18 protein-coding genes and 1 riboswitch are annotated in these 20,623 nt (G+C 38.4%); of the genes, 11 read left to right on the top strand and 7 right to left on the bottom strand.

Translation table 11 applies throughout. The features are described 5' to 3' along the window. The first annotated feature begins 68 nt into the window (after positions 1-68). From ACT6XC_RS02905 to ACT6XC_RS02890, 4 genes are all read left to right on the top strand, one after another. A complete protein-coding gene (locus ACT6XC_RS02905) occupies positions 69-1,523 on the top strand; it encodes a VWA domain-containing protein (protein WP_443740729.1) in 1,455 nt (484 codons plus the stop codon). Beyond that, the gene (locus tag ACT6XC_RS02900) at positions 1,472-2,866 is read left to right on the top strand and encodes a hypothetical protein (RefSeq protein WP_443740728.1); all 1,395 of its coding nucleotides are present in this window, start codon (positions 1,472-1,474) and stop codon (positions 2,864-2,866) included. Before ACT6XC_RS02905 ends, ACT6XC_RS02900 begins: the two co-directional genes overlap by 52 nt. A gap of 144 nt (positions 2,867-3,010) precedes the next feature. After that, positions 3,011-3,577, top strand: coding sequence for a Smr/MutS family protein (locus ACT6XC_RS02895; protein WP_443740727.1), 567 nt, complete (start codon positions 3,011-3,013; stop codon positions 3,575-3,577). A 112-nt stretch (positions 3,578-3,689) separates the two neighbouring features. After that, positions 3,690-4,274 (top strand): DnaJ domain-containing protein, encoded by a 585-nt coding sequence (locus tag ACT6XC_RS02890; protein ID WP_443737438.1) that lies wholly within the window; start codon positions 3,690-3,692, stop codon positions 4,272-4,274. Positions 4,275-4,367: 93 nt separating this feature from the next. Here the strand turns inward: ACT6XC_RS02890 and infA are convergent, their stop codons facing one another. Then, the gene (infA, locus tag ACT6XC_RS02885) at positions 4,368-4,589 is read right to left on the bottom strand and encodes a translation initiation factor IF-1 (RefSeq protein ID WP_078930500.1); all 222 of its coding nucleotides are present in this window, start codon (positions 4,587-4,589) and stop codon (positions 4,368-4,370) included. An 88-nt stretch (positions 4,590-4,677) separates the two neighbouring features. Here infA and ACT6XC_RS02880 point away from each other — a divergent pair, with 88 nt between their 5' ends. Then, positions 4,678-5,034: a TraR/DksA family transcriptional regulator gene (locus tag ACT6XC_RS02880; protein ID WP_443740726.1), complete on the top strand. Its 357-nt coding sequence runs from the start codon at positions 4,678-4,680 to the stop codon at positions 5,032-5,034. On the opposite strand, the gene ACT6XC_RS02875 is transcribed toward ACT6XC_RS02880, so the two are convergent. Genes ACT6XC_RS02875 through ACT6XC_RS02865 form a run of 3 tightly spaced genes read right to left on the bottom strand, consistent with a single transcriptional unit; the run spans position 5,031 to position 9,164 of the window. Further along, complete coding sequence (locus tag ACT6XC_RS02875; RefSeq protein WP_443740725.1) at positions 5,031-5,915, bottom strand: histidinol-phosphatase; 885 nt, start codon at positions 5,913-5,915, stop codon at positions 5,031-5,033. The genes ACT6XC_RS02880 and ACT6XC_RS02875 overlap by 4 nt on opposite strands. Beyond that, positions 5,912-7,915, bottom strand: coding sequence for a response regulator (locus ACT6XC_RS02870; protein WP_443740724.1), 2,004 nt, complete (start codon positions 7,913-7,915; stop codon positions 5,912-5,914). The genes ACT6XC_RS02875 and ACT6XC_RS02870 overlap by 4 nt, the downstream gene beginning before the upstream one ends. Further along, the gene (locus ACT6XC_RS02865; protein ID WP_443737434.1) at positions 7,902-9,164 is read right to left on the bottom strand and encodes a response regulator; all 1,263 of its coding nucleotides are present in this window, start codon (positions 9,162-9,164) and stop codon (positions 7,902-7,904) included. Before ACT6XC_RS02865 ends, ACT6XC_RS02870 begins: the two co-directional genes overlap by 14 nt. Positions 9,165-9,465: 301 nt before the next feature. On the opposite strand from ACT6XC_RS02865, the gene mgtE reads away from it, so the two are divergent. Further along, positions 9,466-10,842: a magnesium transporter gene (mgtE, locus tag ACT6XC_RS02860; RefSeq protein WP_443740723.1), complete on the top strand. Its 1,377-nt coding sequence runs from the start codon at positions 9,466-9,468 to the stop codon at positions 10,840-10,842. A gap of 150 nt (positions 10,843-10,992) precedes the next feature. On the opposite strand, the gene ACT6XC_RS02855 is transcribed toward mgtE, so the two are convergent. Beyond that, positions 10,993-13,110 (bottom strand): methyl-accepting chemotaxis protein, encoded by a 2,118-nt coding sequence (locus ACT6XC_RS02855; RefSeq protein WP_443740722.1) that lies wholly within the window; start codon positions 13,108-13,110, stop codon positions 10,993-10,995. Positions 13,111-13,137: 27 nt separating this feature from the next. Next, a complete protein-coding gene (locus ACT6XC_RS02850) occupies positions 13,138-14,208 on the bottom strand; it encodes a TRAP transporter substrate-binding protein (RefSeq protein ID WP_443740721.1) in 1,071 nt (356 codons plus the stop codon). Between the two features lie 227 nt (positions 14,209-14,435). Between ACT6XC_RS02850 and ACT6XC_RS02845 the strand changes: the two genes are divergently transcribed. Then, a complete protein-coding gene (locus tag ACT6XC_RS02845; RefSeq protein WP_078930508.1) occupies positions 14,436-14,621 on the top strand; it encodes a hypothetical protein in 186 nt (61 codons plus the stop codon). Between the two features lie 183 nt (positions 14,622-14,804). Here the strand turns inward: ACT6XC_RS02845 and ACT6XC_RS02840 are convergent, their stop codons facing one another. Continuing rightward, on the bottom strand, positions 14,805-16,187 hold the full coding sequence (locus tag ACT6XC_RS02840) for an MATE family efflux transporter (protein WP_443740720.1): 1,383 nt from the start codon (positions 16,185-16,187) through the stop codon (positions 14,805-14,807). 150 nt (positions 16,188-16,337) lie between these two features. Here ACT6XC_RS02840 and ACT6XC_RS02835 point away from each other — a divergent pair, with 150 nt between their 5' ends. From ACT6XC_RS02835 to ACT6XC_RS02820, 4 genes are all read left to right on the top strand, one after another. Next, on the top strand, positions 16,338-17,201 hold the full coding sequence (locus tag ACT6XC_RS02835; RefSeq protein WP_443740719.1) for an AraC family transcriptional regulator: 864 nt from the start codon (positions 16,338-16,340) through the stop codon (positions 17,199-17,201). A gap of 542 nt (positions 17,202-17,743) precedes the next feature. Beyond that, positions 17,744-18,010 (top strand): hypothetical protein, encoded by a 267-nt coding sequence (locus tag ACT6XC_RS02830; protein ID WP_273330765.1) that lies wholly within the window; start codon positions 17,744-17,746, stop codon positions 18,008-18,010. A gap of 84 nt (positions 18,011-18,094) precedes the next feature. Then, positions 18,095-18,191, top strand: a riboswitch (glycine riboswitch). Between the two features lie 96 nt (positions 18,192-18,287). After that, the gene (locus tag ACT6XC_RS02825) at positions 18,288-19,808 is read left to right on the top strand and encodes an alanine/glycine:cation symporter family protein (protein ID WP_443737428.1); all 1,521 of its coding nucleotides are present in this window, start codon (positions 18,288-18,290) and stop codon (positions 19,806-19,808) included. A gap of 124 nt (positions 19,809-19,932) precedes the next feature. Next, complete coding sequence (locus ACT6XC_RS02820; protein WP_443740718.1) at positions 19,933-20,556, top strand: DJ-1 family glyoxalase III; 624 nt, start codon at positions 19,933-19,935, stop codon at positions 20,554-20,556. Positions 20,557-20,623: the final 67 nt, after the last annotated feature.

The raw sequence follows: 20,623 nt of genomic DNA, 5'->3' as shown, positions 1-20,623 counted from the left end.
ATTTAATGAATAATTTTCAAAAAAATAGATCTTTCCGCCGTTTTAAAATTTCGATAATTTTGCGGACTGTGCTACGTTTTTTTGCCTGTGCCTTTGCAGTTTTTGCTTTTGCAGGGATTTTCTGGGGGACAAACGCTGTTGCAGTTCAAAAAACCGGAGATGCGGTTGCTTTTGTTTTTGATATTTCCTGGAGCATGAATGCAAAAGACGCTCCTGAAGGTTTGACGAGACTTGAAGCGTCAAAACAATATGCCTGGAAACTCCTTGAAAAAATGAATGGAACTTCTGTGAGCGTGGTTCTTGCAAAAGGCGATGGAATTATTGCCGTTCCTTTGACAGATGACAGGACAAGCGTGGATTCTATTTTAGAGAGCCTTTCTCCAGCCTTAATGACGGCTGCCGGTTCTTCAATCGGAAAAGGAATTTCTTCTGCAATGCAGGCTTTTCCAAAAAATATGAGTCAGAACGCTCATGTCTGGGTTTTTACTGACGGAGACGAAACTGATGGCTCACTGTCTTTAGCCCTTGACGATGCGGCAAGATTTGGAATTCCTGTTACTCTAGTTGGCTTTGGAACTGCGCGTCCAGTTGAAATTCTTGCAGGAGACGGCGTTACAAAGGTAAAAACTTTCTTAAATGCTGAAAAAATGATAGATGCCGCTTCTGCTGCCAATAAAAAATCGCTTTTGCCACGGCACCGTCTTAGTCCAGACAATTCGATTTCTTACGTTGCTGCAGATTCTGAAGGTTCCGCCTACGTTTTGCTCAATCAGCTTTCCGGAAAAAAAATGGCTGGAGAGTCTTTTGAAATTCAAAAGATTTCACATCACAAACTGTTTATTTTTCTAGCGATTTTATTTTTTATTTTTTCTTTTATTGTTTCCGAACTTGATTTGAATTTTCTTTCTGGTTCTAAATCTGCAAAAAAAACGACTGTTCTTGCGGTTTTTGCTCTTCTTCCGTTTTTTGTTTCCTGCAAGTCCGAAAAATTTTCGGTTTTGAACGGAGTTTTTAACTGGTATCAAAAAAAATATCAGACGGCGACCGCGAATTTTTTGCGTTCGTACAACAATTCAAGACTTTCAGAAGAAAAAATTCTTGCTGAGTACTGCGCTTACAACCTTGCATCAACTTACATCATGCAGGACGAGCTCGATGCCGCTTTAATCAGGCTTGAACAGGTTTCGCTAGAAGCAGATGAAAAACTCAAGAGTGCGGCTTTTTACAATGCCGGAATTATTGCAAACCGCCGCGGAGATTTTTCGCTGGCAAGGGAATATTTTAAAAAAGCGGTTCTTGCGGATTCTTCAAATTTGAATGCAAAAATCAATTTGGAATTTATTCAGCAGCAATTGGAAACTCGAAATTCAAAGTCGGCAGAAAAAGAAATGACTTCTGTCAATGTCGAAAAAAACAACAATTCAATGGAAAATGCCGTTTTTAATCTTATTCAGCAGGAGGAAAAAGAACGATGGCAAAAACTTCAGTCAAACAAAAAAGATTCGTCTGTCGTGGATTATTAGTTTTTGTATTTTTTCTGATTTTTGGTTCGCTTTATGCAAAAACTCCGTCATCTGCTTTTATCCGCACATTAAAAGTAAAGGCGGACAATTCTTCGATTTTTACGGTTTACGAAAACGGTTTTACGCTGAAAATTCCTGGAGTTGAGCCTTCTAAGGTTCAGACTGATTTGCCACAATTGCCGGAAGGAGTCCAGCTTATTTCTTCAAAAAAAGAAGAATTTATTGGAGAAAACGGGATTCGTGGAACTGCGGTTCACCTTTGGTTTGCTTTTAAGGACACAGGTCCTGTAAGGCTTCCGCCTTTAATCGTAATTATTGGTTTTAAGACTTATTATATTCCATTTGACGATATAACTGTTTTTGAAAATCCAGATCTGATAAATCCTCTGGCTCTGGTTGAATTTGTTTCCGGGGCAAATTTTAATAGAACTTTTGGAGATTCGAAAAAATTTACTGCAAGGGAAGGAGAAGAAATTATTTTTGAATTGAAATTGAAGTATTTTTCTCAGATAATTTCTTTCAACTGGAAATTGCCGAAAAATTCAATTTTTGAAGAAATCGAAACTTCTGAATATGCCCGTGGAAAATCTGTCGGAAGAAATTTTTCGGACAAAAGCCTTCTTGTTGCAAAATTCCGATGGAAGCCGCTTGTAGAAGGCGAATACGATTTGCCAGAATTTGCTTTGACGGCGATTGCTTACAATGGAAGCCAGCGCACTGTAAAAATTCCGAACGTAATTTTAACTGTTTTGCCGACTTCTCAAAAAGTTGAAAATTCTGAAGGCAAAATAATCGACAAAAAACTGTTTAATTCGGCATTTTCTGAGCCAAAAAACACTGACAACGGCTTTACAAAAAAGAAAATTGGAATTGAAGATTGCAAAAAAATTGCTGAATTGCGGAGTCTTGAAAGAAATTCTTTGTTTTCGGGAAAAGTAAAATCGGAGCGCGAGCAGCTTGAAAAAAAGTTTTCGCTTTCAAATAACGAAAATGAAATAAAAAAGCCTTTTGTGGAATTATTTGCTGTTTGCGGAATAATTTTACTGGTCTTGATGGTGGTTTTTATTATTTTGAAGCGGAAAAAAATTGCAATTATGCTTGCGTTCTGCATGGTTTTTGCGTTTGTTGCGAGTTTTTACAAAGGAACTCAAATTTTTAAGAATTATGGAATTTTTGCAGGCGGAAACATAAGTCCTGTGCCAGAAGAAACCTGTTCTGTTGTGCAGAATTTTTACGGTGGAATACGCGTAAAAATTTCGGAAAAAACAAGCGATTACTTTTATATAGAATCGTCGGAAATAAACGGCTGGGTAAAAAAAGAACTTGTTTTTGAAATAAAATAATTTACTGCAAAGCGGCAAGGATAGGAGTGGCGGCAAAGCCGTTGCGGAACTTTGTGGAGCAATGCAGGCGAAAGCCGGAACCACGGATAGCCTGATTTTTGCTATGCAAAAAGCCGCCCGATAAAAATTTATTGGAGGAATAAAATGGATTTTGGTGATATTTTGACACAATGGGCAGAAACTCAAAAAAAAGAAAAATCTGCTGCAAAAAAGCCTGCGGCTCAGGTTAGCCATAAAAAAGCAAATGCGCCGACTCCCGAAGAAAAAGAACTTGCCGCTCAAAACTACAAAAAAACTTTGGAAGGGCAGATGGTTGAGGATTCAAAAAAAGCAATCAATCCTATGGAACTTTGGTTGCGTCGTTATGGAACTGTTGATAAAGACCGTCTGAACGAAGAAAGCGAAGAAGCGTCAAAAATGGAAAACCGCAATTACTTAAAATCTATGCGTCCAGAAGCAAGAATCGACCTGCATGGACTTACCCGGGACGAAGCCTGGATAAAACTTGAATCTTTTGTAAACGATTGCCTTAGGCGCGGAATAAAAAAAATTGAAATTGTTCACGGAAAGGGAATCCACAGCCACGGAACAGATCCTGTTTTGGGTGCAATGGTGAGGACTTTTATTGAGCAAAATAAACATTTGGGAGTGAGCGGACACAACGACAGAAATCATGGCGGTTCTGGAGCAACCTGGGTTTTGTTAAAGTAAGTTTTAAAGTAATGTTTAAAAAACTGTTTTTACTTGTAACTGTGGGAAATTTTGATTATTTTAATTGCAGAACAGTTTATAATAAAAAAAGTAAAAACTTAAGGAATGAATATTGGAAGATTTATACGCAGTATTGGGAGTTTCTAAAGATGCATCTCAGGACGAAATAAAGTCGGCTTACAGAAAACTGGCTATGAAATATCATCCTGACCGGAATCCTGGCAATAAAGAGGCCGAAGAAAAATTCAAGAATATAAGCGCTGCTTACGATGTTTTGGGTGATGAAACTAAACGCCGTAGTTATGACAGTTACGGTGCTTTCGGTTCTCAGTCTCAGCAGTCGTATAGTCAGCAATACAATCCTTGGGGACAGCAAAGTGCTTATGGCGGTTCGTCTTATCAGGACGATCCTTTTTGGCAGTGGGCGCAATATGGCTGGAAAAACGAAAATTCGCAAAACGGTCAAAATCGCACATATTATTATAAATACGAAAAATCAGAAAAAAAATACACTCGCGCCGAATGGTTCAGACAGTTTTTGCAAAGCGCGGCAATTTTTCTTTTGAGCATGTATTTTATGAGATTTAGTTTTTTTATAATTCCGATTGGGCCGATTTTGTGTATTGCAGGATTTATAAAGGGGCTTTCTGGAATGACAAAAAGTCTTAAAGGAATTTTTGCAAGAAAGACAAAATAAAAATAGATTGGTAGATTTACAGAATAAAAAAATAAAGGTCATTGAGCGGTTAAAAACCGAAATGACCTTTTTTTTTGCAATTAGCAGTTTTGATTAGCGTTCGCGGAAAATTATGCGTCCGCGGTTCAAGTCGTATGGAGAGAGTGCAACTTTTACGCTGTCTCCTGGAACAATCTTAATGTAGTGTTTGCGCATTTTGCCTGAAAGATGTGCCATGATGACATGTCCGCCATTTTTAAGTTCAACACGGAACATGGTGTTTGGCAGCGCTTCTTTTACAATTCCCTCAACTTCTATAGCTTCTTCTTTAGCCACATTTCCTCCAAAAAAAGTTTGCCTTTTTGTTAGTTCTTTATTATATTTATTATCTACTTATAAAAAATCTTGTCAACGGGAGACGGATATGGAAAAAGCATTTGTTGAAAAAATGAAAAAAAAATTAATTGAGCAGAAAAATACGATTCTCGGCTCTCTTGCTGCACAAAATGAAGATTACAAAAAAATTGTCGAAGGCGGAGAGTCTGGAGATGAAGTTGATGTTGCTTCTGATGTTGTAGATGGTCGTTTGCTTGAATCGCTTGGCGCTCAGGATTCAAACCGCCTGCAAATGATAAATAATGCGCTTGACCGCATTAAGCAGGGAACTTACGGCCGCTGTCTGGTTTGCAAGGAAGAAATTCCTGAAGAAAGGCTCGAAGCAATCCCTTACGCTTTTATGTGTATTAACTGTCAGAGCCGCAACGAAAGACAGAATCGCTAAATCTTATATGTGATTATATTTTTATTTTTCGGGTATGCAAGTTCTGTGTACCCGATTTTTTTTGCAAGAGCGGTTGCTTGTTCAAACTCGCAGTCTAGCGTTTCGGCGGCATGCGAGTCTGAACTGAGCATTATTGGAACGTTTTGCTCGTGTAAAAGCGTTAAAAAATATTCTGACGGATAGGGAAGTGTTAAAAATCCACGGCTTATTGCGCCAGTATTTATTTCGCAGATAACTCCAGCTCTGCTTATGGACTTTGCTGTCTCTTTTAGTTCATTTTTGTACCAGCCTTCATTTTCGCTAAAAAATGGATTTTTCTGATTGAATTTGCGGACTAAGTCTGCGTGTCCTATTATCGAAAAATTACATTCCGAAAGCATTTTTCGCTCTGATTCAAAATAGTGGCAGAGCATTTTTTTTGTATCGCCAGCGTAAATGTTTTTTATTCCTTCAAAAAGTTTTTCTGTGCTCCAGTCGACTGGCATGGTTTTTTCTGGAGAATTTTCACCGTTGTACAGATAATGAATAGAACCGATTAAAAAGTCGGGAGAAAATTTTTTATAAGCGTCAAAATCTGGTTTGCAAAAAGGCGGAATATAGTCTGCTTCAAAACCGCAGAAAATTTCGATTTGATCCGCATATTTTTGTTTTAGAGAGTTGATTTCTTGAGTGTATTTTTCAAAATCATCTTTTTTTATGCTGTCGCCAAAAGAAAACGGCCAGGTTGAATGGCTCGAAAACCCCAAAATTTTAAAACCTTTTTTTATTGCGGAAATAACATTTTCTTCCGGCGTGTTTTTTCCGTCGCAAAATGTGGAATGTGTGTGAAAATTTACTTTTAATGGCTTTGAATTTTTTTTAAAATCAACAAAACTTTTCATTTTTTTACTGCCTGTTCTGCTCTTATGAATTTTGCTACAAGCTTTTTAAAGCGGACATATTCATGTTTAAATTCTTCCAGATTGAATCTGCAGCCTGCAATGTCGCCTGTTTTTGCCGTAAGGTTTAGTCTGGAAGCGTATTCTGCAAGCAATTTTGCGCTTACTGTGCCAGAACTTCCTTTTAGTGAATGTCCTAGCGCTCGCAGTTTTTCAAAATCTTTTGCCTCAACAGCCATTTCCGCTTCTTTTAAAAGTCTGTTTGTCTGTTTTGCAAAAGTTTTTAATATTTCGATTGAAGCCACAATGTCGCCACCTGTAGTGTCCAAAAAATCTTCTTTGTCCCAGGCCGTTTTTTTTGCAGAATTTTCGGGTTCGATGGTTGAGACTGATTTTAAAACAGTCAAATCTATAATTGGAATCCAGTTTTCTAGAACTGTGCGGATTGTGTTGCTTTTAAACGGCTTTACAATAATGTCGTTTATGCCACTTTTTTTGTATATTTCAAAATCGTTTGCGTCGTTATTTGCCGTACATGCGATGATAATTCCTTTGTAACCGGATTTTCGGAGCTCGACAGTGGCTTCAACGCCATTTTTTACAGGCATCTGAATGTCCATAAAAATCAACTCAATGTTTGGATTTTGTTTAATCTGTTCAACTGCCTGCTGCCCGTCTTCTGCCAGAAAAACATCGGCTCCAAAATTCCGTAAAAAAGTTTCGATTAACTTGCTGTTTACAGGATGGTCTTCCGCAACGAGAACTCTTTTGTTTTTTGCAACAGATGAATCGTCAACTGGCTCAAGAGTCATAATCATGTCATCGTTTGCAAGCTCCAGCTCAACAATGTTGTTATTTTTTTTGTCCGTGCTTTCTTTTAAAAGCTCAAATACTTTTTTTCGCTTTAAAGGCTTGTAAAGGTATCCTTCAAACCAGTTGAGCATTTTCATTTTTGCTTCGCCTTTCATCTGACCCTCTGGCACAAGAAGGTAAAGCTCTGGCGTGTTTTTTATTTTTTTTTCATTGTGAATTTCGCTCGCCAAATGCCATCCGTCCATTGCTGGCATAATCATATCGATAAAAACGAGATTAAACGGATTTTTTTGAGATTCCGCGTCTAAAATAAGCTGAATTGTGTTCTGTGGTTGTGTCGTCGATTCAATATCAAAAATTCCTGCGGCATTTAGAATTTTTATCAGTGAATTTGTGGCTTTTTGGTTGTCGTCAATTATTAAGATTTTAGAATTTTTTTGAACCAGAAATGTTTCTTTTTGTTCAAAAGTTTCGAACCCCCGATTTTTTACAATTGGCAGTGTAAACCAAAAAATTGAACCTTCGTCCTTGTTTGGTTTTACGCCGATTCTGCCATTCATTAAATGCACAAGGTTTTTGCTGATTGAGAGTCCAAGTCCTGTTCCGCCGAATCTGCGGTAAGTAGAAATGTCGCCCTGATAATAATTTGTAAAGATTTTTTCTTTTTGTTCTTTTTTTATGCCGATTCCAGTATCTTTTATCGTGAATAAAATATTTTGCCCTGTTTTTTTTAGTTCAAGATGAATATATCCGTGATTTGTGAATTTTACAGCGTTTTTTAAAAGATTTAAGATTATCTGCTGAATTCTGACAGGATCTCCATAAATTATCGAAGGAATTGAAAAATCAATGTCCGTAATAATTTCCAATCCACGGTTAAACGCTTCGATGCTGATTAAATCTACGACCTGCTCTGTAAGTTCAACAATGTTAAAAGGAACTGATTCCAGCTTAAATTGGTCGGAACGGATTTTTGTAAAATCCAAAATATTGTTTGCAAGGTCGAGTAGAACATCTGCGCTAAATTGAATTTGGCGAATATACTCACGCTGTTCGTCGTCCATGCTTGTGTCTTGCAAAAGCTCGACGGTGCCGATAATTGTCTGAATTGGCGTCCTGATTTCGTGAAGTGTGCTTGCAAGATAACGGCTGGCCTCGTCAATCGCGCTGAAAGAATCAGAGTTTTCCATTTATGATTTCCAGTGCTTTTTGAATTATAAAATCTGGTTTTTGAGGTTTTACAATGTAGGTTTTTGCACCGAGCGAAAGCGACTGAACAATCAGTTCTCGTTGTGCTGACTGCGAATAAACGATTATCGGACTTTTTATGTTGAATTGCTGCAAGTTTTTTAAAATATCAAAACCGCTTATTCCTGGCATAAAAATATCAAGAACAATTAGTGTGTAATTATTTGTCTTTGCGGCCTGCAAAAATTCAGTTCCGCTTGAGAAAAGGGCACATTCTGCATTTATGGATTTAAAACTGAGTGAAAGCAACTGACGGACGACTGCATCGTCATCGACAATTGCAATTTTAAACGGTTGAGAACTGTCTTCTTCTTCGTGTTCAGCGGTTCCTGTGTCTGAATAAAAGCGCATTTCCACAGAACCTTCGTCTTCTGAGCCTGTTGAGGTTAAAATCTGATCCGAAATTATGTCTTGAACAGTTGATTCTGAACCGCTTTCAACAACTGAATTTAAAACTTCGTTTAGGTTTGAAACGACTTCTACACCGTAATATTCTGTATGACCTTCGATAAATTCTTTTGCAAAACTGTCCAGTGAAAGAACCTTTAGATTTTTTCGTTCAATTCTCTTGTCTGCAAGAATATTATCAAAAAGAAGCTCAAGGTTTGAGCCGTCGACAAAACTCAGAGAAAGGTCTGTCATCATTACTATAACTTTAGGAGAATCCAGACGGTTTTTGTCCATCAGTTCCGTAAGTTTGTATTTTAGAAGGGCCATTTTTTCGCGGTTAAGTCCCTGCGCAATTTCAACAAAAATAATGTTTTTGTTCAGGTGAATTTCAAGCACGCACGGTGTTATGTCCATTGTAAAGGCAGAGCGCAAAATTTGTCCGATTGATTCAAAAAAAAGGTCGAATTTGATTGGTTTTGTAAAATATTTTGCAACGCCATAATGAATAAGTTGGGCAACACGTTCTTTTTCGATTTTTGGACCAGAAATAATCATTGGAATTTTGACTGTGTTCGGATTTGACGCTTTTTTGTCCAAAAATTCCTGCATATCGTCAATCGAATTTTCAATATCCAAAATAATAAGGTCAGGCAGGTCGTTTGCCATTTTGATTACGGCATCGCGGTGTCCCTGCGCAGTTTCAACCTCAATTTTTTCTTCGGTAAGTTTTTCTGTTAAAAATTCCCGGAACATCGGAGTTGCGTCTATGATTAAAACCTGTTTTTTTGGAAACTGTGCCATATTCCAATTTTAGAATAAGTCTATCGAATTTTCAATTAAAATTTTTTATATGGGAGATTTTGTGTAATGAAAATTTAAAAGAACTGTAGATTTTATCTGTTTTGTTTTGGTTGACAAGATTTACTTAAAAGAATACTTTTTATACTGATTTTTATTCAATTTTTTGCTCAAGGAGGAAACGTTTATGCCTGACGGTAGTTCCGGTAACCCGGCTTCTGGTCAAAGTTTGAATGCAGCTCCTCCCCCAGTGAAGTTCTAAATCATTCTTTGGCCATAAATTTCTCATCTTATGGAGTTTTCTATGGCAGATTTTAACGCTACTTTTCAAAAAACACTGGACATTTTGCTTGAAGAAAAAAAATATTCTTCGGCAAAAGATATTCTTTCTACTATGGCGCCGGAAGATGTCGCTTCGGTTCTTCAGGAACTTGATGAAAAACCGGCCACACTGCTGTTCCGCCTTCTTCCTAAAAAAATTGCGGCGGAAGCCTTTGTTGAGATGGAAAGCGATTTTCAGGAAGAACTGATTAAAGGTTTTTCTGACAAGGAGCTTACCGCCATTCTTGACGAAATGTATGTGAACGATGCCGCTGACATTGTTGAAGAAATGCCTGCAAACGTTGTGAACAGGATTCTTTCAAACGTGAATGCGGAGACAAGGACGGCAATAAACCAGATTCTTCAGTATCCGGAAAATTCCGCCGGTTCGATTATGACTACGGAATATGTCTCGCTGCGGCTGGGAACAACTGTCGGCCAGGCAATCAATCAAATCCGCCAGAAGGGTTCGGACAAAAAGTCTTTTTACACTTGCTATGTAACTCAAAACCGCAAGCTTCTCGGCCGGCTTTCTGTAAAGGATTTGCTTCTTGCAAAAGACGACGACCTTCTGATTGACGATTTGATGAAGACAAACGTTATTTCTGTAAACACGCACACCGACCAGGAAGAGGTTGCCCAGATGTTTTCAAAATACAACTTTATGGCTTTGCCGGTTGTTGACAAAGAGCAAAATATGGTCGGAATTATTTCTTTTGACGACGCCATCGACGTAATGGAAGACGAAACCACCGAAGACATTGAGATTATGGCAGGTATGACTCCTTCCGACAAAACTTATCTGCGCACTTCGGCATTCAGCCTTTTTAAGCACAGAATCGGCTGGCTTTTGTTCCTGATGGTTTCCGCGACTTTTACAGGAATGATTATTACGAATTTTGAAAACGCTTTGTCGCAGCTGGTTGTTCTTACGGCTTTTATTCCGATGCTTATGGATACCGGCGGAAATTCCGGCTCGCAGTCGTCTGTAACGATTATCCGCTCCCTTTCGCTGGGGGAACTTGGCTTTTCTGACATCGGCATAATTATATGGAAAGAAATAAGAACGGCGGTTTTGTGCGGAACAGCCCTGTCCGCTGTATGTTTTGCAAAAGTTATGCTTGTTGACCGCCTTTTGCTTGGAAATACGGATGTTTCGGCTATGGTTGCGCTTGTTGTATGCCTTACGATGACTGTTACCGTTCTTGTCGCTAAGGTTGTGGGCTGCACGCTTCCGCTTTTTGCAAAAAAACTTGGTTTTGATCCGGCGGTCATGGCAAGTCCGCTGATTACAACAATTGCGGACACGCTTTCTCTTCTAGTTTATTTTGGAATTGCAAAATTCTTTCTCCACCTTTGAGTTTTGGAAAAAATCAAAAACACCTCCTAAAGTGAACTTTATTTCTTCTGCTTTAGGAGGTGCGATTTAGAGCGTAATTTTACTGGCGGATTTTTGTTTTTCTGCCAATTTTTTATGACAAAATTATCAAGTTGTCTGAGCGTAATTTTGTCAGACTTTGAACAGGTCGATTTCTGAACCGATTTTGTCGATTGAATCTTTTACTTTGTGCGAAATATCCGAAAGAGATTCTTCTGCTGCGCTGATTCGTTCGGCTCCTTCGCTCATATTTGACATGCTGTCTCTCATTTTTACCGTAATCTCTTTTAGAGAATTGATTTCGTTCATAATTTTTTCGTTGCGGTCTTCCATCTGTTTTGAAGAAGAGCGTACGTTATTTGTACTTTCGTTCATGTCTTTGAGCGAATTAACAATTTGTTCTGAACCAATCTGCTGTTCATTCATTGCACTCTTAATTTGCACAACAAGCTGGTCTGTTTCATGAATTTTGTTTGAAACAAGAGCCAGCGCTTCCCCAGATTCTGTTGCCGAAGAAACAACGTTTGTGATTGAATCGCGGATTTTGTCGAGCTGATCTCCGATTGTCTTTGATTGTTGCGATGAAGTTTCTGAAAGTTTTCTGATTTCGTCTGCAACTACAGAGAATCCTTTTCCTGCTTCGCCAGCATGAGCGGCTTCGATTGCCGCATTCATTGCAAGAAGGTTTGTCTGTTCTGCAATTGATGCAATTACAGAGTTTGCTTCCTGAAGCATTTTTGACTGTCCTTCAATAGACGTTATCTGATCGTTTACATCTTGCTGTTTAGAAAAACCAGCCTGTGCGTTTGCCGTAAGTTCTTCAAACGAAACTGCCATTTTATCGACAGAACTGTTTACGCTTGCAATGTTTCCAACCATTTCTTCGACCGCTGCAGTTGCTTCGTTTACACCGCTTACCTGTTTTTCAATCATGTCGTTTAAAACCGTAATCGAATTTGAAATTTCGGAAACTGAATCAGCCGTCTGATGCACGCTGTCGTTCTGGAACGAAATTTGATTGCGAATATTGGAAAGGTTTTGAATTATGTTTGAAATTGAACTTGAAGTTTCTGTCGTAGTTTCGGACATCTGGCTTCCAGCAGAATAAAGAGCTTCTTTTGAATTCTTTATTTCTCCTACAATTTGCTGCAATTTGTCGCAGAAAAAGTCGAATTGAATTACAAGGTCGCCAATTTCATCGCGGATAAGCAGTTTTACACGTTTTGTAAGGTCGGCATCTCCACTTGCCATATCTTTGAGCGTATTTGTTACATTGGAAATTCGCCACATGAGCCAGCGTACAAAAAATCCGCCGATTGTAATGATGAGTGTACAAAGAATACATACTACAGGAATAACGATTGTTCCAGTTTTTGCACGGATTGCTTCGATTGATTCAATATTTTTTGCAATAAAGAACATTCCTGTAATTTTTCCGTCGCCCGACGTAATCGGAAAATAATATCCGTAATACGAACGTCCGCTTATACTGACAGGACCTGCAAATGCATTTCCTTCGTGAAGAACCGTTTCTTCAACAAAACTGTCGTCGAGTTTAGTTCCTGCCAAGGAGTTGCCGTCTGAATCCGTTAAAGTTGTAGCAGTACGAATATCGTTTTTTAAAACAGTGCATTCAACATTGTAACTTCTTGAAATGTAATCAATTATATGAGTTGTGGAAAGATCGTATCCTGTAACGACAGTTCCAAAAACTTTTCCATTTATATAAATTGGTTCGCTTGCAATTATGGCATAATTGAAATTTGCAACGCCCTCAATTCCGATTGAAGGTTCTCCAGAAAGCGCGTTTGCGACTGTTCCAATGTACGAAACGTCCACACCGGCTGTAACATTTATACCGCCACCTTTTAATACTCGTCCGCGGGAATCTGTCACAAACATAAAGTCAATTTCCGAATCGTCTACAAAAGATTTTAGAGCGTGCTGCAACGCATAAGATGAGTCGTATTCAATTGCATTTAGAAGCTCAGAATTGCGCGCAAAAAGTTTAGAGTAGTGAGAAAGGTCGTTTTCTCTCGAAGTTATATAAAGTTCAACCCCGTCTGCAGTGTGGTTAAGATCTTCTATTGTGTTGTCAATCATCTTGCTGTTAAAAATTCCCAGCGAGAGAATGCAGACACCGATTGAACTGATAACTACGCCTGCACCGATAAAAAGCATCAACTTTGTAGAAATTCTCATGTTGCGTTTTGCTTTTGTGTCGAATCGGTCAAGTTCTTTTTTTGCCATTTTTTAGCCTCTTCCTTATAAAAAATTCTATTGTCTGGCCATCTTAAGGAAGCGTTCCATGCCATTTTTTTGGGCAAATTCGTCCTGAATAGGAAGGGCAATAGCTTTGAATGCTGCCGTGTCGATGTCGCTATTTTCTACAACAACCGCTCCTTCAGCAATAGTTTTTGCTTTAGAACCAGATGCCTGTTCAAAAGTCTTTTGGCGTTCAACCTGTGTAGCATAAGATGCAGCCTGTTTAATCCACTTTTTCTGCGTTGGAGTAAGTTTATTGAAGAAATCTCCGTTTACAAGCATAAGACGTGTTGTAAAGTCGTGTTCTGTTTCGCAGATATATTTTCCGTTTTTTGCCTTGTGATGATTTTTAAGGCTCATATTTGTGTAGTCATTTTCTGCCGAATCAACTTTTCCAGTGTTCAAAGCATCGTAAAGAACGCCCCAGCCGACAGAAGCAGGAATTGCGCCACAACCTTTCCAGAACTGCTGCTGAACAGGAGAACTTCCAATACGGATTGTCATACCTTTTAAATCTTTTGGAGAATGAATTGGTTTTTTTCCATAATAGTTTCTTACGCCAGCAGACCAATAACCCAAAATCTGGATTTTTCCGTTTGTTTTCTGGTTTACGATTCCTGCAAGTTCAGAACCGAACGGACCGTCAAGAACTTTTCCCCAGTGCGCAAAATTGTTAAAAAGATAGTTGAGAGAGAAAATATCAACTTCTGCAACGCCAAGACTTGTAAGATATCCTGGAGAAATTACTACGATGTTTGCTTCTCCACTCTGGAGCTTTTTAAAAAGTTCTCCTTCGTCTTCGCTCATGTTTCCGTTGTAAAGAGTTGCTGTTGCTCCTCCTCCAGAAACTTGTTCGAGTTTGTCCTTAAAAGCTTTTGCGCCAAAAGTGTAAGGATTGTCAGGCGCAGTCTGGTTGTGAGCCAGCGAAACTGTAATTTCGAGGGAACGTGATTCAGCTTTCTTAGAAACAGATGTTTTTGAAGAATTTCTTGAGATTACTTTTCCAGCCTTTGCGGCGTGTATTGAAAATGTTGCAGAAAGCATAACCGCTACAGCAAGAGCCGATTTCAAATTTTTTTTCATTTCAAACTCCTTTTTTTTCTAGAAAAACTAGAAATTAAAAAAAATTGAACTTTTTTAATACAAATATAATAATTTATAAAAATAACTCTGTCAAAAAAATCAAAATTTGCTAAAAAATTTATAAAAAAATAACAAAAAAAGGTCAAAAACCTACAGATTATTGACCTTTTTTTTATTATTTTTGTAAAATACGACAGTTTAATTTGAAAAAAGTGGAGGAACCATCTATGAAAGACGTAACAGAAGCCTTTGACGATTATTGGAAGACTCATTTTGAAAACCTTGTTCTTCCTATAAATCAAAAAAGCGAAATGAAAAAAATTGCTTTTCACGCATATAAAGAAGGTTATAAAAGCTTTGAACGTGAACATCTGACCGAAAAATCAGAAAACGGCGATACAGTTTCCGCTTAATTTTTATCTGGACGAAATTTTTTTGTCTAACCGGCTGCTTTGGGTTTGCTCGCGCGCATTGCGGCTGCCAATTTTTGTGTCTGCGAACATATTTTCTGCAAAAAAACATCAACAGTTTGCTATTCGTTTTTTGACAGCCGCAACTAAAGCCCGTCGCATCCGGCGTAAGTTAAACTCAAAAAGTTAAATCTCAGGTTTTTCAGTTGTTTTTATTTTAAAAAAAATCCATACACCGAGGATTACTGCAAGCATTCCGCTCAAAAAGTTGCTTATTCCCATTATAATTCCGGCAGATTCGCTTCCGAGGTTTGTAAATTTCTGAAGGGCAATCAAAATAGGCACACGGAATACAAAAACTCTGCAAAAATTCATAAAAAGAGTGATTTTTGTTTTTCCAAAACCGTACATGAGCGAAAGAACCGAAGCATTTATTCCAAGAGGAATTGCGCCCCAGGCTTCCCAACGGTAAATTCCTTTTATCATTTCCTGAAATTCCAGGTTGCTTCCTGCAAAAAATCTCGAAATCTGTTCAAGGCACAAAAGGGAAATGCTCATCAAAACAACTCCAATAATAAGGTTGCAGATAAGTTCGCACCAAAAGGCTTTGAGTGTCCTGCTAAATTTTTTTGCTCCGCGGTTTTGGCTTATTACGGCGCTACCGCCTTCCTGAAAACCATTTTGAGGCATAGTTGTAATTCCACCGATGTTGTTAGAAATTCCGAGGGCGCCGACAGTCTGCGGTCCGTAAATTGTACACATTGAATTTACGATTACTTTTCCCATTGAAAAAGCCGCTTTTTCGATTATTACAGGAATTGAAAGTTTGAGCATTGGACTTACAATTTCGCTCTTAAGAGAAACCGCTTTTACCGAAAAACTAAAAAGATTGCCTTTTTTTGTCATTACGACAATTGCCGTAAAAAGAACCGTTAGCTGCGAAATCAAGGTTGCAACTGCAATCGCAGTAATTCCAAGATGAAAAATATATACGAAGATTGCCGTCAATGCGAGTTTTGAAGCGACAATTCCCATATTCATATAAAGAATTCTCTTTGAATTTCCGCGTGCGCGTTCAATCGAAATGTATATGTTGTTAAAAAATGTTATTACAAGAGCAAGAATTTCGATTCTAAAGTAAGTGCTTCCTATCGAGATAAATTCTTCAGGAGTTTTCATAAAACGCAAAAATGCAGAAGCTGTCGGCAAAAGAAAGAGCAAAAGCGCGCTGCCCAAAATTGCGCACATTGCAACCATTGTGGAAACTCTCTTGCTTACGAGTTCCCAGTCTCCGGCACCGTACGCTTCGCTTACTTTTATGCTTGCACCGACAGCAAGACCGCTTCCAAGTGCAGAAAGCATAATCTGAATCTGACCAATGTATGCAACCGAGGAAACTGCCGTTGCAGAAATATGTGCGGCCATCATCGTGTCGAAAACTTTAAAAATTTGTGTAAGGCTCTGGTACAAGGCGAGCGGAATGCAGACATAAAGGATTACATGAAACATATTTCCGTTTAGGGAAAATTCACGGAATTTTTCGTCTTTTTTTGAAAGTTGAACACTCATTTTTTTTCGTCCTTGTTATTTTATTATTAAGATTTTTTAACACAACCTTAATAAATTATATTTCAAAATAAAATGTAAAAAAGCGTGATTTTTATGAAAAATTGTATTAAACTACAGAAAATTTATGATTATCAAAAAACGGTAAAAAAAATGAACCAGAAAGTATTTGACAATGCACGAAACGGATTTTATCGCGACACAGTAAAGGATTTTGACATAATTTTTAAGGATAAAGAAGTTTCGATGGGAAGCAGTCATTATCATCCTTATTTTGAAATTTGCTGCGTAAAAAAAGGGCAGTGCAGAATTTTTGTTGACCACAATCTTTTTTTTGTGAATGAAGGCGAAATTGTAATTCTGCCTCCGTCAACCTTGCACAGAAATCAATACGAAAAAGAAATGCCAGCGGAAAGAATAAATTTGAGTTTTACACAGGAATTTGTTGAACCCTTTTTGCGTCCGCTTATGCCGAATTTTTTAGAAAAAACTCTGGTTTTTGGAAAGATGAGTTTTTTTGGAAAACAAAGAAGAGATTTTTTTTATGTTTTGGATTTGCTTTTAAAAGAAAAAGAAAGAAACGATTTTTACAGCGAATTGAATATTCACGGACTGATTCTCACTCTTTTTGCTCTTATTGGACGCAATGGAAATAATATAAAAAACGAAGAACTTATCGACCAGACGACAGCTTTAGTTCAGAAATCTGCAAAATTTATTTTTGAAAACTACGCGCAAAAAATTACGCTTGACGAAGCTGCTGGAATAGCAGGAATGTGCAGCACATATTTTTCGAGAAAATTTATGGAAGTAACAGGCTATGGTTTTAAGGAATATCTGACAAATGTGCGCATAAAACGGAGCCAAGAAATGCTAACAACTGGAAAACTGACCGTAACGCAGATTGCTTTTGCCTGTGGCTTTACCGACGCAAATTATTTTGGCGATGCGTTTAGAAAATGCACTGGATGCTCTCCCAGAGAATTTCGTAAAAAGTACAATCTGTCTGGAAAATAAACAAAAAAAATATAACAGTTTTTTATTTTACGAGTCTGGAATACCGTGTTAGTATTAAATCGTGGTCAGGAAAGAGATGAGGACTTAGCACCGACTACACGTAGAGGAGACGCTTATGTTGCCGACAAAAATATCAGACCTTTTAGAGGTCAAAAACTAGACATAATCTACCTGCAGTTACGCAGGAATTGAATATTGTGCCAACAAACCGAATGTGTTTTGTATGGCGTGTATACATACCGGGATGAGCTCCCGGTTTTTTGTTTTAAACTGTGTTTTTGATTTTTGTAAAAACAAGAAATCCGCAATTTGTGTTTTTGAAAGAAAAATATTAATGAACCAAAAAAACTTAGCCCCGGCTGTAGTAACGGAGTTGAGGCGACTGCTGAGTTTTGCGAAGCTGCCGCCTCAATGAAGCGAAAGCGGAATTACGAAAGACGGGTTTGACGAAAAATTGCGCTCCAGAATAGTTCACCTTTAAATAAGATTTTATATGCAAGTTTGACGGTGTTTATGTTATTATAGTTTTTGAGGTAAGAATTATGTTTGATGATGATATTTATACTACTGACGACGATGATTTGGACGATTTTGATTACTATGTTTCTTACATCAAGGCTTTGGAAGAAGAGCTGGTAAGCAAAGGCGACATTGTGCGTGAACTTATGGATGAGTTTGACATTGAAAAAGACGAGGCTGTAAAAATTCTGAAAAAGTATTTGCGCGAAAAGTCTGATGACGATGATGACGATGAAGAAGATGACATTGTTGAAGACGATGATTATAGCGACGGAAACAGGGAAAATTAATCGTTAAAAATGAAATATAAAAGCTCTTGTAAAAAAATTGCCATATTGGTAATCTTATAAATGAAGGCGGGTGCGTTGTACCTAAGCCATCTCTCTGGAGAGTCCTTGTATTTTTGGCAAGGCGCCGAAGGGTTAAGGTTATAAGAACCGATATCTCAGGCAAACGGACGGAGCTTAAAAAAGTTCTACTCACTCTAGAGAGCCTGCCCGATGAGACAGGCTCTATTTTTTTCTCTGCGCTATTTTGCAGGGATTTTTTATTCACAAGGAGAACACTATGACTTCATCGGTGTTCACAAAAATCAATTCAGTTTTAGATGCTATTGACGGTTTTGTGTGGGGACTTCCTCTCATAATTCTGATTCTTGCAACCGGCATCTTTTTGACAATCAGGCTCAGAGGCGTTCAGTTCTCTCAACTCAAGTTTGCAATTAAATCGATTTTCCGCAAACCTGATTCAAAAGAAGGCGGAGAACTTTCTTCTTTTAAGAGCCTTTGTACTGCACTTTCTGCAACAATTGGAACTGGAAACATTGTCGGTGTTGCTACCGCCATTGCTCTTGGTGGTCCTGGTGCGCTTTTTTGGATGTGGCTTGCTGCGCTTTTGGGAATGGCTACAAAATATTCTGAATGTCTTCTTGCTATTCATTTCCGCGAAGAAAAGCCTGACGGTCATATTCTCGGAGGTCCTTTCTACACTTGTGAAAAGGGCGTTGGCGCAAAATTCCCTCGTCTTGGAAAAGTTCTCGCAATTTTGTTTGCAATCTTCGGAACTATGGTTGGTCTGTTTGGAATCGGAACTTTCAGCCAGGTAAATTCAATCACAACTGCTGTTGAAACTTTCTCTTCTACTCTTGTCGGTGGAGCTGCGCTTGCTACGGTTTCAATTCCTGGAATTGGAACCTATTCTGTTGTTGTAGTAATAGCTTCTATTGTTCTTGCAATTTTGGTTGCTCTCGTAATCATTGGCGGGCTTAAAAGGATTTCAAATGTTGCGGCTGTAATTGTTCCTGTAATGGCTGTTGTTTATTTTGTATTTGGTGTTCTTGCTGTTTCTTGCAATATCTCTCATGTTACAGAAGCTTTTGAAAGAATTTTCCAGGGCGCATTTGGCTTTAAGGCTGCCGCTGGTGGCGCTGTCGGTGCAATGATTGTTGCAATGCAGAAAGGTATTGCCCGCGGTATTTTCTCGAACGAAGCCGGACTTGGTTCTGCTCCGATTGCCGCTTCTGCTGCTAAGGTTGATTATGCGGTTCAGCAGGGAATTATCTCTATGACTGGAACTTTCTTTGATACAATCGTAATCTGTACAATCACAGGTCTTACAATTGTAATCGGCGGAATCTTGAATCCTGAAATTCTCGATCCTGAAAAATTCCAAGGGTTTGCAATTACAAACGCTGCATTCCATGCCTTGCTTCCACGTATTCCTGGCGTTGTAATTTCGTTTGTTTTGATGGTCTGCCTTGTTTTGTTTGCATTTACGACAATTTTGGGTTGGGATTATTATTCGGAACGCTGTATCGAATATCTTTCTAACGGAAGAATGACTCCTGTAAAAATCTACCGCTGGCTTTATATTGTCGCAATTTTTAGCGGTCCTTATATGACTGTAAGCGCTGTTTGGACAATTGCCGACATAGTGAACGGACTTATGGCAATTCCAAATATTATTTCTCTCCTTGTTCTAAACGGAATTATCGTAAAACTTACGGCGGATTATTTCTCTGGAAAACGCATCTATTCAATTGGATACGATTTTTGGAACAATCCTGTTTCTGACGCAGAACAAAACTAAAAAATAGAGTTCAGTTAAAAAAAATGGAATATTCCCCAGAATACAGAAGTTTTCTGGGGATTTTTTTTGACAGAATTTTTGAACGAGTTTTGCTGTAAAAATTGTTTTGTGTTAGAATGAACCTATGAATATTTCTGTTTTTCTTGCGCCAGGGTTTGAAGAAATCGAAGCTCTGACGGTTGTTGATTATTTGCGTCGTGCTGGTCAGAATGTTACGACTGTTAGCGTGCCAGAAGACGGCTGTGTTGATGAGCAGATTGTTGTAAAAGGCAGTCATGGAATTCCTGTTATTGCGGATATTCTGCTTAAAGATTACATAAAAAAACTAAACGGAGAATTGACCGATGCCATTTACTTTCCTGGAGGAATGCCTGGAGCAAAAAATTTGGCGGACAATCAGTTTTTGTTTACTTTTACGATTAGAATGGCGCGCGGTGGAAAAGTTGTTGCTGCAATCTGTGCCGCTCCTGCCGTTGTTCTTGCTCCCACTGGAATTCTGGCTAACCGAAAATGGACATGCTATCCGGAGATGGAAAAAGAACTTGATAAATGGTGTGGGAGTGCGCTTAAGGCTGAGGAACTGACCGAAAATTCAACTCATATAAAAAATGTTCCGTTTGTTTTAGATAACAATGTGCTTACGGGGCGTGGACCTGGAACTGCAGAACAGTTTGCAATGAAATTTGTTGAGCTTCTTTGCGGAGAGCTTGTTGCAGAAAGAATCCGTCAAGGTTCTTGCCAGAGATAAATTTGCAAAACGTTTCTTTTTTATAAAAAAGGCTGTCTGATTGTGATATGTACCCCTTTTACTGGAC

The sequence above is a fragment of the Treponema berlinense genome (assembly GCF_052273165.1).
Classification (GTDB): domain Bacteria; phylum Spirochaetota; class Spirochaetia; order Treponematales; family Treponemataceae; genus Treponema_D; species Treponema_D berlinense_A.
This window is presented reverse-complemented; position numbering and strand designations above follow the sequence as displayed.

Coding starts and splice junctions, on each gene's coding strand:
- ACT6XC_RS02900 (WP_443740728.1), top strand. CDS start 1,472: ATGGCAAAAACTTCAGTCAAACAAAAAAGATTCGTCTGTCGTGGATTA.
- ACT6XC_RS02895 (WP_443740727.1), top strand. CDS start 3,011: ATGGATTTTGGTGATATTTTGACACAATGGGCAGAAACTCAAAAAAAA.
- ACT6XC_RS02880 (WP_443740726.1), top strand. CDS start 4,678: ATGGAAAAAGCATTTGTTGAAAAAATGAAAAAAAAATTAATTGAGCAG.
- ACT6XC_RS02875 (WP_443740725.1), bottom strand. CDS start 5,915: ATGAAAAGTTTTGTTGATTTTAAAAAAAATTCAAAGCCATTAAAAGTA.
- ACT6XC_RS02870 (WP_443740724.1), bottom strand. CDS start 7,915: ATGGAAAACTCTGATTCTTTCAGCGCGATTGACGAGGCCAGCCGTTAT.
- ACT6XC_RS02865 (WP_443737434.1), bottom strand. CDS start 9,164: ATGGCACAGTTTCCAAAAAAACAGGTTTTAATCATAGACGCAACTCCG.
- mgtE (WP_443740723.1), top strand. CDS start 9,466: ATGGCAGATTTTAACGCTACTTTTCAAAAAACACTGGACATTTTGCTT.
- ACT6XC_RS02855 (WP_443740722.1), bottom strand. CDS start 13,110: ATGGCAAAAAAAGAACTTGACCGATTCGACACAAAAGCAAAACGCAAC.
- ACT6XC_RS02850 (WP_443740721.1), bottom strand. CDS start 14,208: ATGAAAAAAAATTTGAAATCGGCTCTTGCTGTAGCGGTTATGCTTTCT.
- ACT6XC_RS02845 (WP_078930508.1), top strand. CDS start 14,436: ATGAAAGACGTAACAGAAGCCTTTGACGATTATTGGAAGACTCATTTT.
- ACT6XC_RS02840 (WP_443740720.1), bottom strand. CDS start 16,187: ATGAGTGTTCAACTTTCAAAAAAAGACGAAAAATTCCGTGAATTTTCC.
- ACT6XC_RS02835 (WP_443740719.1), top strand. CDS start 16,338: ATGAACCAGAAAGTATTTGACAATGCACGAAACGGATTTTATCGCGAC.
- ACT6XC_RS02830 (WP_273330765.1), top strand. CDS start 17,744: ATGTTTGATGATGATATTTATACTACTGACGACGATGATTTGGACGAT.
- ACT6XC_RS02825 (WP_443737428.1), top strand. CDS start 18,288: ATGACTTCATCGGTGTTCACAAAAATCAATTCAGTTTTAGATGCTATT.
- ACT6XC_RS02820 (WP_443740718.1), top strand. CDS start 19,933: ATGAATATTTCTGTTTTTCTTGCGCCAGGGTTTGAAGAAATCGAAGCT.